9 protein-coding genes and 1 tRNA gene are annotated in these 10,769 nt (G+C 56.9%); 6 read left to right on the top strand and 4 right to left on the bottom strand.

Annotated features, from left to right (window positions below; genetic code table 11):
- A partial coding sequence (locus BQ5353_RS02160) for a LysR family transcriptional regulator (protein WP_143117252.1) occupies positions 1-541 on the bottom strand: 541 nt, incomplete at its 3' end.
- 277 nt (positions 542-818) lie between these two features.
- On the opposite strand from BQ5353_RS02160, the gene BQ5353_RS02150 reads away from it, so the two are divergent.
- The 3 genes from BQ5353_RS02150 to BQ5353_RS02140 all read left to right on the top strand — a co-directional run bounded on the left by BQ5353_RS02150 (position 819) and on the right by BQ5353_RS02140 (position 4,391).
- Positions 819-1,343, top strand: coding sequence for an RNA polymerase sigma factor (locus tag BQ5353_RS02150; RefSeq protein ID WP_054330933.1), 525 nt, complete (start codon positions 819-821; stop codon positions 1,341-1,343).
- Positions 1,344-1,362: 19 nt separating this feature from the next.
- Positions 1,363-3,720 carry a beta-propeller domain-containing protein gene (locus tag BQ5353_RS02145; RefSeq protein WP_071427230.1) on the top strand — a complete coding sequence of 786 codons (2,358 nt, stop codon included), beginning with the start codon at positions 1,363-1,365 and terminating at the stop codon, positions 3,718-3,720.
- Positions 3,721-4,034: 314 nt separating this feature from the next.
- The gene (locus BQ5353_RS02140; protein WP_341484285.1) at positions 4,035-4,391 is read left to right on the top strand and encodes an ArsR/SmtB family transcription factor; all 357 of its coding nucleotides are present in this window, start codon (positions 4,035-4,037) and stop codon (positions 4,389-4,391) included.
- A gap of 51 nt (positions 4,392-4,442) precedes the next feature.
- Here BQ5353_RS02140 and BQ5353_RS02135 read toward each other — a convergent pair whose 3' ends face one another.
- On the bottom strand, positions 4,443-6,299 hold the full coding sequence (locus BQ5353_RS02135; RefSeq protein WP_071427229.1) for a heavy metal translocating P-type ATPase: 1,857 nt from the start codon (positions 6,297-6,299) through the stop codon (positions 4,443-4,445).
- A gap of 37 nt (positions 6,300-6,336) precedes the next feature.
- Positions 6,337-6,555, bottom strand: a complete 219-nt coding sequence (locus BQ5353_RS02130; protein ID WP_071427228.1) for a cation transporter — start codon at positions 6,553-6,555, stop codon at positions 6,337-6,339.
- A 342-nt stretch (positions 6,556-6,897) separates the two neighbouring features.
- On the opposite strand from BQ5353_RS02130, the gene BQ5353_RS02125 reads away from it, so the two are divergent.
- Complete coding sequence (locus BQ5353_RS02125; protein ID WP_161802796.1) at positions 6,898-7,788, top strand: helix-turn-helix transcriptional regulator; 891 nt, start codon at positions 6,898-6,900, stop codon at positions 7,786-7,788.
- Between the two features lie 328 nt (positions 7,789-8,116).
- On the opposite strand, the gene BQ5353_RS02120 is transcribed toward BQ5353_RS02125, so the two are convergent.
- Positions 8,117-8,192: transfer RNA gene (locus BQ5353_RS02120), tRNA-Thr, on the bottom strand.
- Between the two features lie 285 nt (positions 8,193-8,477).
- Between BQ5353_RS02120 and BQ5353_RS02115 the strand changes: the two genes are divergently transcribed.
- The gene (locus BQ5353_RS02115) at positions 8,478-9,545 is read left to right on the top strand and encodes a Gfo/Idh/MocA family protein (protein WP_233424489.1); all 1,068 of its coding nucleotides are present in this window, start codon (positions 8,478-8,480) and stop codon (positions 9,543-9,545) included.
- The gene (locus BQ5353_RS02110; RefSeq protein ID WP_071427227.1) at positions 9,542-10,768 is read left to right on the top strand and encodes a lipopolysaccharide biosynthesis protein; all 1,227 of its coding nucleotides are present in this window, start codon (positions 9,542-9,544) and stop codon (positions 10,766-10,768) included. Before BQ5353_RS02115 ends, BQ5353_RS02110 begins: the two co-directional genes overlap by 4 nt.
- Position 10,769: the final 1 nt, after the last annotated feature.

The following is a 10,769-nucleotide window of genomic DNA, read 5'->3' as shown; positions in this document are numbered from 1 at the left end:
CCGGCGGCTGGAAAACCCCCCCCCCCGCCACAAAGCAGTCCTGAATCTGGGCCACCTCCCGAACGGTGAAATCCGGGTCTGGGTCTAAGGGGGCAGTGACCACCCCAAAATCGATTCCCCCTTCCTTCAAAAGGCCGATTGTCTCCGGGGTGGGGGCGTTGGACACCTTGATTTTGATTTTGGGGTAGCGGCGGTGGAATTCTTCTAAATAAGGAAGGAGGTAAAATTGCAGGGTCATGTCGCTGGCGCCGATGCGGATTTCCCCCGATTCCAAGTCCAGCATCTGCTGGAACACCGCTTCCGCCTGGACAAAGCAATCGTACCCCTTGGCCACATAGGAGAAGAGGACTTCCCCTTCCGGGGTGAGGCGGACCCCTTTGGTGGTGCGGAAAAACAGGCTGCTGCCCAGGTCGTTTTCCAGGTGCTTGATGATCTGGCTCACCGCTGGCTGGGAGATAAACAGCTGCTGTGCCGCCGCTGAGATGCTGCCGCACCTGGCCACATAATAAAAAGTTTTGAAGTATTCCAAATTGGTGTTCACAGCGTCACTCCTTTTTATAGGTTGAAAAGTCCGGGGGAATACCAATATCTTCAGTATAGCAGATTGAAGGGAAAACACAATTGTTTTGCCGGTATTTGTGTTTTTGCACCGGATGGTTTATAATAAAAAAATAAATTCCCGACAATTGAAAGATTGCATAGAACAAGGAGAAGCCCGGCTGGGGGAATTTTTTCCCATCCCCTGCCTGGGTTTGCAACAAAAGGCCACGACCGGCACACTTTATAGATGAGCCGCTTTTAGAGATGGTGGTGTAAAGATGAAGATTGAAACAGAACTGGTCCGTTCCGCTAGGCTGGGAGATAAAGAGAGCTTTGCCCAGGTGTACGACCAGGTGGCGATGGATTTATATAAAGTCGCCCTGTATACCTTAGGCAACGCCCACGACGCGGAAGACGTGGTGAGCGAAACCTTTATCGAAGCGTATAAAGGAATCAAAAATTTGCGGGATGACTCCAGCTTTAAACCGTGGATCATGCGGATCCTATCCATCCGCTGCAAGCGCCGCATCGGCGGCTATGTCAAAGAGAAGGGCAACATTGACATTGAAGAATGCATCAATGCCCCAGCGGAGGAAGGGGATCTGGCCGGAAGCGCCTCGGAACGGGTCACCGTGCTCCAGGCGCTGGACAGCCTATCGGAACAGGAGAGGCTGATTATATCCCTTGCGGTGATGCAGGGGTACACCACCCGCGAGGTGTCAGAAATGCTAAACATCCCCCATGGGACGGTGAGCTCCAAGCTGCACCGGTCCCTCATCAAACTGCGTAAAATCTTAGAATAGGGGGAAAGGAGTGAACGCGATGACCGACAGTGACAAAAAGATGGAAAATATGGCCTGGCTGCAAGAAAAATTCCAGGCGGAGACAGAACGGATCGAGCTTCCTCCCTCCCTGACCTCCCAAGCCCTTCTCCACCTCCTAGAGGATGTAGAGCCGGAGGAGGAGAGCCCGCCTCCTCAAGGACCTGCCAAGGTGGTCCACCCCCGGTGGGGGAACTGGAAGCCTTGGGCCGCAGCCGCGGCTATAGCCTTGGTGGCTGCCACAGCTTTCCACCAATTTGGCGGGAGCCTGGTTGCAAACGGCAACTTGATCACTTCTGCCAGCTCAAGTGCGGCGTCGGCCTCTGCCGATTCTGGGAAACCGGACGAATCCGCTCCAGGAAACACCGCCTTATTCTCTGGCGCCGCAGGCATCTCCTATGCCAGCGACTACAGTCAGGTGCGGACCTTATTGGCGCCCAAGGAATCGGAGCGGGTAGAGTATTACCAGGAGGAAACGGGGGAGCCAGCCTCCGGTGCCACAATGGACGGTGTCTCCCCGGAAGAAGGAATGCTGAAGGCCCCTGTGCCTACCAACCCTCTGACGGCGGGTGAGCCTACCCCCCAGATGGAGGAGGAAAGTGCTGCCATATCAGAGGGCGACGCAGCTACAGGGAGTGCCAGTGAAAAGAGTACCGCTCCACCGGCCCCTATGGCCGGCAACGCCCTTGTCACAGGGGATGCCGGTTTTACCGCGGCCAACCAGCAGGTTGCCGGCGTGGAGGAATCCGATATTGTAAAAACCGATGGCGACAGCCTTTTTATTCACACCAATACAGCAAGTTCCACCCCGGAGGTTGTGATCGTGGATGCCTCTTCCATGGAAAAGCTGTCCACCATCACCTTGGAGCCCAGCTATGGGGCCTCAGAACTCTACCTGTGGGATGAAACCCTGGTGGTCATGCAGACCGAGGCTCCCAGCGCGCTCCCCTTCCAGAAGGGGATATCGGAAGCCGTGGCTTCCGATAATAAGTCTTATCAGAAAGCCGCGCAAGGGGAGACTCCTTCCCATTCCGGCATGGCAGAATCGAATACGTCTTATCGGGATGCATTTGTGATTTCTGCTACCCTGTTTGATGTTTCAGACAGGGAGCAGCCCAAGGAAATCCGCCGGTTTGAACAGGACGGCTCCTATGTCTCCTCCCGGGTCAGCGACGGGACCCTGTACCTGGTTTCCCAGAAATACGTGTGGGGGGACTCCTCCGACGAGGATACCCCTATGGATGAACTGGTGCCGGTCACCGGCGACAGCCTCAACCAGGCAAGTCAGCTGCTGGAAGCCCAGTCCATTGTCTACTGCCCAGACGTGGAAATTGACCCAGTGTACACAGTGGTCTCGGCGTTGAACCTCAGCGATTGCCAACAGCCAGCCAACACCAAAGCGGTGCTGGGCAGTGCCGATGAGATTTACATGAGCAAGGACAATTTGTATTTGGCGGGCTCCTCTGACGGTTCTTCCACCAATCTGGTGCGGGTGGCAGTGGAAGACTCTGATATCCACTTTGCCGCCACCGGCAAAGTGCCGGGGCAGGTGCTGGGTCAGTTCTCTATGGATGAGAGCGGCGGGTACTTCCGGGTGGCATCCACCAGCTTTTCCGACAGCGGCACAGTGAACAACCTGTATGTACTGGATCAATCGTTGAAGCAGGTGGGCAGCGTAGAGGGCCTCGCCCCAGGCGAAAGCATCAAATCGGTCCGTTACTTGGGGGATACCGCCTATGTGGTCACCTTCCGGGAGGTGGATCCCCTCTTCGCCATTGACCTTTCCACACCCAGCAAGCCAAAAGTGCTGGGCCAGCTGAAAACCCCTGGGTTTTCCGAATACCTCCACCCAGTGGACAGCAGCACCCTCATCGGGTTTGGGACCAACACCACAGTGGCTGAAAATGGGGCTGTGATGGAAAATGGGATGAAACTCTCCCTCTTCGATGTCAGTGACCCACTGCATCCCAAGGAGAGCCAGGTGTTCTACCTGGGCAACCAGGGCAGCTCCAGCGAAGGCAAGGAAAACCACAAGGCATTCTTCTATGATGGACAGCGGGGCCAGATCGGTTTCCCAGCGACCATCGCCACCCAGGTGGACAAAGATAAAGCCGATCCCTTATCCAGTCAAAATGAGATCACTTTCAGTGGCTACTTGCTTTTGGACTTCTCCAAAGAGGATGGATTCTCCATCGCCGCCTATTTCCCCAACGGAGGGGAAGGCAACGGTGTCTCCGCCTTGGGGGATCGGATCCGGCGGGGCGTGCGGATCGGCGAAAGCTTTTACACCATATCGGGCCAGCAGTTGATCCGGTATTCTCTGAAAGACTATGAGCAGTCCGGTTCGGTTGCTTTGTAGGTTTTTTTGCCATTGCAAAATTTAATTCTCCGCCCCATCCTTAAAATGTCCCCTGGCACGGTTTGTAATTCTTAAGATTTCCGAACGGCTTTCTGTCGATTTTGGCAGGAAGCCGTTGGTTTTTTGGAGAAAACAGGAAAATGGCAGAGCGGGCCCACCCCGCGGTTTGAATTGGGCTGGCGGGGGAGGGGGCGGAGCCTATCCGTCTGGGGATTTCAGCCGCTTGCTGGGTCAATTGACATACTTCCCCAAAGGGGCTATGATAGAGTCAATGGATGAAAGAATAAAACAAATGAGAAAAGGAAGTGCTCACCGTGGATAAAACCCTGCCCCACGACCTCCACCAGCCGGTGGAAACGGTGTTGGCAAACATGCCGGATACCGGCCGCTTTGCCCAAGCTGCTGCGGTATTCCAGCAGGTGAGCGACGGCTCCCGCCTTCGCATCTTCTGGTTTTTGTGCCACTGTGAGGAGTGTGTCTCAGACATTGCCGCGGCCATGGGCATGTCCTCGGCGGCGGTTTCCCACCATCTCAAATCCCTGCGGATGCATGGGCTGATCACCAGCCGGCGAGTAGGGAAGGAGATGCACTACACCTTGGCGGACACCGGCCCGGCCAAACTGCTCCACCGGCTCATCGAGGATTATCTGGAGATGAACTGCCCGTTATAATAAAAAAGGACCCCAGCATCTTTGCTGGGGTCCTTTTTAGCCGATGGCATTTTATTTGTACTCTTTAACCGAAAGCGCCCGGATGGCGTTGAGGATGGCGATGACCGAGACCCCCACATCGGCGAAGACTGCCGCCCACATGCTGGCGTATCCCAGTGCGCCCAAGAGGAGGACAATGGCCTTGACCCCCAGGGCGAAGACGATGTTCTGCCGGACAATCCCCAGGGTTTTGCGGGAGATGCGGATGGCAGTGGCGATCTTGGAGGGCTTGTCGTCCATGAGGACGATGTCTGCCGCCTCAATGGCAGCGTCGGAGCCGAGGCCGCCCATGGCGATGCCCACATCGGCCCGGGTCAGCACCGGTGCGTCGTTGATGCCGTCTCCCACAAAGGCCAGGTTCTCCCCTTTGCCCTTCTGGCGGAGGAGCTTCTCCAGTTCGTCCACTTTGTCGCCGGGGAGCAGTTCGGCATGGTACTCATCCAGTCCCAAGTTCTGGGCCACGGATTTGCCCACTGCTTCGGCGTCGCCAGTCAGCATAACCGTCTTGCGGACACCGTTTCTCTTGAGGGCCGTAATGGCCTCTTTGGCATCCGGCTTCACAACATCGGAGATGATGATATGGCCTTGGTACACCCCATCCACCGCCACATGGACGGCGGTTCCAGCCAGCTCACAATCTCTGGCGCCTTGGACGCCCAGCTTTGCCATCAGTTTGCAGTTGCCTGCGGCCACCCGTTTGCCGCCAACGGTGGCCACTACCCCGTGGCCGGCGATTTCCTCCACTTGGGAGAGGGCGCTGGAATCCAGTTCCTTGCCCCAGGCTTTTTTCAGGGAAAGGGAGATGGGGTGGTCGGAATAGCTCTCCACTAGGGCGGCCAAGCCCAGGAGCTCCTGTTCCGTGGCGTGCTCCGGGTGGATGGCGGTGACCTCAAAGCTGCCCTGGGTCAAGGTGCCGGTTTTGTCAAAGACCACAGTAGTCACCTGGGCTAGGGCCTCCAGGTAGTTGCTGCCCTTGATGAGGATGCCGCATTTAGAGGCACCGCCGATGCCGCCAAAAAAGCTCAGGGGGATGGAGATGACCAGGGCGCAGGGGCAGGAGATGACCAGGAAGGTCAGCGCCCGCTGAATCCAGGGGAGGAAGGAGCCGCCCATCATCAAAGGGGGCACCACTGCCAACACAGCAGCAGCTACAACCACAGCCGGGGTATAATAGCGGGCAAATTTGGTGATAAAGTTTTCGCTTTTGCTTTTTTTGCTGCTGGAATTTTCCACCAAGTCCAGGATTTTTGCCACGGTGGATTCCCCAAATTCCTTGCTGACCCGGATGGTCAGCATGCCAGACTGGTTGATGCAGCCGCTGATGACCTCATCGCCCTCCAGAACCTCCCGCGGTACCGATTCCCCGGTTAGGGCAGAGGTGTCAATGGTGGAGGTGCCGGTGAGAACCACCCCGTCCAGGGGGATGCGCTCGCCGGGTTTGACCATGATGGAATCCCCCACGGCCACTTCCTCCGGGTCCACCTGGACCAGCTGGCCGTCCCGTTCTACGTTGGCATAATCCGGCCGGATGTCCATCAAAGAGGAGATGGACTGGCGGGATTTGCTCACCGCGTAGGATTGGAACCACTCGCCCACCTGGTAGAACAGCATGACGGCAATGCCTTCGCTGTACTCCCCCAGAAGCAGGGCGCCGATGGTGGCGACGGTCATCAGGAAGTTTTCATCGAATACCTGTCCGTGGGAGATGTTCTTGGCCGCTTTGAGGACGATGTCCCCGCCGGCGGCCACATACCCCACCAGGAAAAGCGCCACCTGGACCGCCCCGGTGAGAGGCAGGATGAGGGCTGCCGCGTAGATGGCGGCTGCGAGAAAAATGCGGGTCAGTTGCTTTTTTTGTTTCCTTGTCATAACAGGTGCTCCTTTCTGGTGGGTCGCTGCGGATGGGTTACAGCTGTACAGTCACATCCGGTTCCAGTTTGTGAATAAGCTTTTTGGCTTCCTGCAAAATGGCGTCCATCCGGCCTTCAGGGGCTTCAATGGTCATCTTTTGTGTCATAAAGCTGACCGAGGCTTTTTCCACCCCGTCTATCTTTTGAATGGCGTTTTCGATTTTGGCAGCGCAGTTGGCGCAATCTAGGTCGATCAATTTTACGATTTTTTTCATGAGGAACGCTCCTTTCCATACTTTCGGATGTGTTGTGATCAACTATTAAATAAATGTTTGATTGATCATGTGTTTATTATATTTGGAGAAGTGAGACCCGTCAATAGGTTCTGTGAAAATGTGTCCACTGGGATTCAAATGCTGTCCAAATGGAGCGAAACTACTGAAATTTCATTGCGTTTCCTCTTGTGATCTGCTAGGATGAGGGAAAGAAGCCTAAAATAGGGAAATGAATGGGGAAGAGGAGTTGAAATAATGCATTGGGAATATGCAAAAGTTTTGCCTTTATTTGTTTCCATCGAAAATGCGGTTCTTCAATCCGATGGGGGGATGCTTTGCCAATTGAGTTGTGAAGAAGGTTCCGCCCAAATGGAGCTGTTCCCAGTTCTGCCGGGGGTGTTCTTTTTGGATTACAAGATGGATACCCACTCCTGTTCTTCCATGAAGCCTGTGGACTGCCCTTGGGTGGAGATTAGTTATTGTGCCTCGGGCCGGATGGAGTGCCGCATGCAGGACGGCTGCTGCCTTTACATGGGGGAGGGGGAGGTGTTCCTCAGCCGGGTGCGCAACCACAGCCAGCGGATGGACTTTCCTCTGGGCCATTACCGGGGGCTTTCCATCCTGGTGGATGAGGAGGAGCTGATGGACCATCTGCCGGTTGCCCTCCAAGAAGCGGGGGTATCCCTTCCCAAGCTGTTCCAGCGGCTTTTCGCCGAGGACGACTGCTGCCTCATCCACCGGGGGGAGGAAGTGGAACGGGTTTTTTCCGGCTTGTCTTCGGCCCCTCCCTTGGCCCGCCAGGCATATTTACAGCTGAAGGCCCAGGAATTCCTCCTGTACCTGTCCTTTTGGGAGGGGATAGGCGGCAAAAAGCAAAGGGCCTTCCCGCCGGAACAGGTGGAGATTGCCAAACGGGTACAGCAGCGCCTCACCCAGGATTTGCGGGAGCCCATCACCATCGAACAGTTAGCACAGGAGTTTAACATCAGCGCCACCGCATTGAAAAGCTGTTTCAAAGGGGTATACGGCATGCCCATCGCCGCCTACCGGAAGGACTGGCGGATGAGGCGGGCCGCCTTGCTGTTGGAGAAGGAGGGAATGACGGTGGCACAGGCGGCCCATATGGTGGGGTACGAGAACCAGAGCAAATTTGCCGCCGCCTTTAAAGAGAGTATGGGCGATAGCCCGCTGGAATATCGGCGCAAAAGCAAGGAAGAAATCCCCAGGGGATGATAACTGGCCCACTGCAAGGGTAGGAATAAAAAACCTCCGGGTAAGCATGACGCTTATCCGGAGGTTTTTCCATATTGGCAGCGATAAAATGAGGCGGCGAAGGCATATGCCTTCGCTTTTTGCAATAACCGGTCAGAACCGATCTTCTTTCAGGTTCGCGCCCAAAACCAAACCGCAACCCACCGCCAGCACCCGCAGGGAGCACGCCGCATCTGTAAGGAGGCAAAGCGGTTGCGGTTTGGAAGCGAGGAGCGGCAGAGTGAGCGCACGATAGCTTTGTAATAAAATGAAAAAGCCCGTCGCAAGCGATACGTCGCTTGCGACGGGCTGGAGCTGGTAGTCGGACTCGAACCGACGGCCTGCGCATTACGAATGCGCTGCTCTACCAACTGAGCCATACCAGCAAAAAACCCTCCCCCATCGGCGGATGGAGAAACAATAATTGCTCATTTAGTATACCGGTCTTGAGGCAGGCTGTCAACTCATTTGCTTAAAAATCTTTGAAAAACATGGGAGTCCGGCGAAACAACGGGGGATTCTGCCGCCGCAGGAAGGGGGAGGATTCCCTGAATTCCCCCGGATACAGCCAGATGGGCAGAGAGCTTTGGACGGTATATCCATCCGAATCCACCGCATACTATTGGATAGATACGCCGCTTGGAAAGTGGCTTTGGAGGAGGGGAATCCATTTGAAGAGGATTCGGTATGGACTGGTCGGCTGCGGCAGGATTGCCGCCAACCATCTCAAAGCGGCCTGCGCCTGTGAAGGGATAGAAGTGGCGGCGCTGTGCGATCTTGCACCATCCAAAGGGGAGGACTTGGCGGAGAAGTTCTCCCTGCACCCGGTGGTATACCGGGATTATGAGAAGATGCTGGAACAAGAACACCTGGATCTTGTGGCGGTCGCCACCGACAGCGGCTCCCACGGTACCATTGCAGCGGCCTGCCTTTGGGCGGGCTGCTCCACGCTGGTGGAAAAACCCATTGCACTCTCCATTGCGGAGGCGGAAAACCTCCTTTCTTTGGCCAGCAAAAAGGGGTTGGTGCTGGCTGTCTGCCATCAGAACCGGTTCAACCGGGCGGTACAACGGGTGAAGCAGGCAGTGGACAGGGGGGAGTTGGGCCGGATTTTCCACCTGTCCGCCTCGGTGCTGTGGAACCGTGGGGAGTCCTATTACCGCCAGGCGGATTGGAGGGGACGGTGGGAGTCGGACGGCGGGGTTTTGATGAACCAATGCATCCACAACATCGACCTGCTGCGGTACCTGGGCGGGGAGGCTGCCGAGGTGTTCGCCTACACCGACCGGCTGAACCATCCTTACATCGAGGGGGAAGACCTGGGCCTAGCGGTTGTGCGGTTCGCAAATGGGTCTTATGGTCTGCTGGAAGGCACCAGCAATATCTTTCCCGAAAACTTGGAGGAAACCCTTTCGATCTATGGGGAAAAAGGGACGGTGCGGATCGGGGGGAAATCGGTGAACCGGTTGGAGATCTTCCGCACCAAATCCGGCGAGGAGGATCTTTCCGCCTTTGAGGAAGTCCCTGGCAATATCTATGGATTTGGCCACACCGCTCTTTACCGGGATGTGGCGGAGTGCATCCAAACGGGTCGGCAGCCCCTCTGTAATGGGGAGGATGGCTTGCAGGCCCTGGAGCTGGTTCTAGCTGTTTACCAGTCGGCGGCGGAACACCGGCCGGTATCCCTCCCGCTGAAAGAAGGGTGGTCCGGCGCTTACAAGGGCCGGTTTGACCGATGAAGTTTCGAAAGCCCATCCCCCGCGACGGTTTTTTCCGCGCTGCCGCCGCTTTGACTACCGGTTCCGCCCTGGCCCAGCTGCTCCCCATGCTGGCGTCGCCCCTTTTGGCGAGGCTGTACACCCCAGGAGAATTGGGAGCCTATGCCCTTTTTGTCTCCACTCTCAACTTGACCGGGCAGCTGGCCTGTTTAAAATACGACCTGGCGCTGATAGTGGCCCCAGGGGAGGGACAAGCCTCCGGCCTTTTGCGCATCTCCCTCTCCCTGTGCGCTGGAGTGTCGCTGCTGCTTCTGCCCCTGGGCTTGTTTGCCCGGCCTATCGCCGCTTATTTTTCCGCGTCTTCCTATAAATGGGTATGGCTGATCGCCCCGGCGACCTTTGCTGTGGGGGTTCACGCCGCCTTTGTGGGGGCGAACCTAAAGCTGCAAAACACCGGCGCCATCTGCCGGGCCAATGTCACCCGGGGGGTGGCTCTCGCCTTGGGACAACCCATCCTTTCCTCTTGGGGGGCAGAGGGCCTCTGCCTAGGGCATATCCTCGCCTATGGGGCCGCCTGTTTCCCTTTGTGCCAAGGGGCGTGTTCCTTATTTGGAAAAAAGGTGGAGGGGCAGTGCCTTCTCCCCCTTTTGCGGGACAACCGGAGCTTCCCCCTATACACGCTGCCCGGCTCCCTGTTGGGAAACCTCGCCTACAGTTTGGCGGGGTATGGCTTTGCCCGCCTCTTTTCCGCCGGGGCCCTGGGGAGCTATTCCTTGGCGGTGCGGCTCCTCTCGGCCCCTATTTCTTTGGTGTCCTCCCCAGTGGGGCAGGCGTACCTCTCCCGGGCGGGGGAAAAGGGGCTCCTTGCCAAGGTGACCCGCGGGCTCCTTCCCTTGGGTACGCTGGGATATGGGGCGCTGTTCCTGCTGGCTGGCCCGGCGGTCCGTCTGTTGTTTGGGCCGGGGTGGGAACCAGCCATCCTCTACCTGCGCCTTCTGCTGCCTCTTTATTTGGTGCGGTTTGTCACCGTGCCCACTTCCACCGCAGCCATCGCCCGGGGCCGGCAGAAGGCCACCGCCCTGTGGCAGGGGGGGATGCTCCTCTTGGCGGCGGTGCCCTTAGGGGTACCGGGGATTGGGCCGGCCATGTTTTTGTTTTACCACGCAGGGCTGCTTAGCGTGGGATATCTGGGGTTCTACCGCTACTGCCGCGGACTGGACCAACGATCTGCAAAGGGGATGTGAC

The sequence above is a fragment of the Merdimmobilis hominis genome, from assembly GCF_900104615.1.
Classification (GTDB): Bacteria; Bacillota; Clostridia; order Oscillospirales; family Ruminococcaceae; genus Merdimmobilis; species Merdimmobilis hominis.
Note: the sequence above shows the minus strand (reverse complement) of the source record. Positions and strands in the feature narration are given on the sequence as shown.

Coding starts and splice junctions, on each gene's coding strand:
- BQ5353_RS02145 (WP_071427230.1), top strand. CDS start 1,363: ATGACCGACAGTGACAAAAAGATGGAAAATATGGCCTGGCTGCAAGAA.
- BQ5353_RS02135 (WP_071427229.1), bottom strand. CDS start 6,299: ATGACAAGGAAACAAAAAAAGCAACTGACCCGCATTTTTCTCGCAGCC.
- BQ5353_RS02150 (WP_054330933.1), top strand. CDS start 819: ATGAAGATTGAAACAGAACTGGTCCGTTCCGCTAGGCTGGGAGATAAA.
- BQ5353_RS02110 (WP_071427227.1), top strand. CDS start 9,542: ATGAAGTTTCGAAAGCCCATCCCCCGCGACGGTTTTTTCCGCGCTGCC.
- BQ5353_RS02130 (WP_071427228.1), bottom strand. CDS start 6,555: ATGAAAAAAATCGTAAAATTGATCGACCTAGATTGCGCCAACTGCGCT.